At 68.2% G+C, this 1,148-nt stretch carries 1 protein-coding gene; it reads right to left on the bottom strand.

Going from position 1 to position 1,148, the window contains the following annotated elements; genetic code table 11:
- The gene (locus tag ACFV8H_RS41475; RefSeq protein ID WP_380409968.1) at nt 1–1,110 is read right to left on the bottom strand and encodes an IS630 family transposase; all 1,110 of its coding nucleotides are present in this window, start codon (nt 1,108–1,110) and stop codon (nt 1–3) included.
- Nucleotides 1,111–1,148 lie beyond the last annotated feature (38 nt).

The raw sequence follows: 1,148 nt of genomic DNA, 5'->3' as shown, positions 1-1,148 counted from the left end.
CTAGTGTCCTGAGTCCTTGATCCGTCGAATGTATCCGGCGAGGGATTCGAGGATCTGGTCAGCGGGTTTGGTCCAGACGTAGGGCCGGGGGTCGGTGTTCCAGTCGGCGACCCAGGCGCGGATGTCGCGTTCGAGGGCCTGGACGGAGCGGTGGACGCCGCGGCGGAGCTTCTTGTTTGTGAGCTCGGCGAACCACCGCTCGACCAGGTTCAGCCAGGACGAGCCGGTCGGCGTGAAGTGCAGGTGGAAGCGTGGGTGTGCCAGCAGCCACTTCTTGACCGTCTCGGTCTTGTGGGTCGCGTAGTTGTCGCAGATCAGGTGCACCTCCAGGCCGGCCGGGACCTCCCGGTCCAGCTTGGCGAGGAACTTCCTGAACTCGGCGGCGCGGTGACGCCGATGAAGGGAGCCGATCACCTTGCCCGTGGCCGTGTCCAGGGCAGCGAACAGTGTCGTGGTGCCCGCGCGCAGGTAGTCGTGGCTGGCCCGTTCCGGGACGCCGGGCATCATCGGCAGCACCGGCTGCGAGCGGTCCAGGGCCTGGATCTGGGACTTCTCGTCGACGCAGAGCACCAACGCCCGCTCGGGCGGGTCGAGGTAGAGCCCGACGACGTCGTGGACCTTGTCGACGAAGAACGGGTCGGTGGACAGCTTGAACGACTCGGCCCGGTGGGGCTGAAGGCCGAACGCCCGCCAGACCCGCGAGACCGTGGACTGCGACAGGCCGACCCGCTCGGCCATCGAGCGGGTCGACCAGTGCGTGGCGTTCTTCGGTTTCGTCTCCAGTGTCGCGCGGACCAGTTCGGCGACCTGCTCGTCGGTGACCGTCCGGACCCGGCCCGGGCGGGGTGCGTCGCCGAGGCCGTCCAGACGGTCCTTGAGGAAGCGGCTCCGCCACTTGGAGACCGTCTCCGTGGTCACCCCGGTTGAGGCAGCCACCGAACTGGCCGAACGGGGCAACCCGTCAGGCTCGACCTCGGCACACGCAAGGACGATCCGGGCTCTCAACGCCAGGGCCTGCGGGGTGGACTGGCCCCGCACCCACGCGCCGAGCACCTGCCGCTCGTGATCCGACAACACCAGCTCGGCCAGCCTCGGCCCAGGACGTCCCATGCACTGACTAACGACGGATCAAGGACTCAGGACACTAG

It is taken from the genome of Kitasatospora sp. NPDC059827 (assembly GCF_042731675.1).
Classification (GTDB): Bacteria; Actinomycetota; Actinomycetes; order Streptomycetales; family Streptomycetaceae; genus Kitasatospora.
Note: the sequence above shows the minus strand (reverse complement) of the source record. Positions and strands in the feature narration are given on the sequence as shown.

Excerpts from the sequence above, each read along its gene's own strand:
- ACFV8H_RS41475 (WP_380409968.1), bottom strand. The coding sequence starts at position 1,110 with ATGGGACGTCCTGGGCCGAGGCTGGCCGAGCTGGTGTTGTCGGATCAC.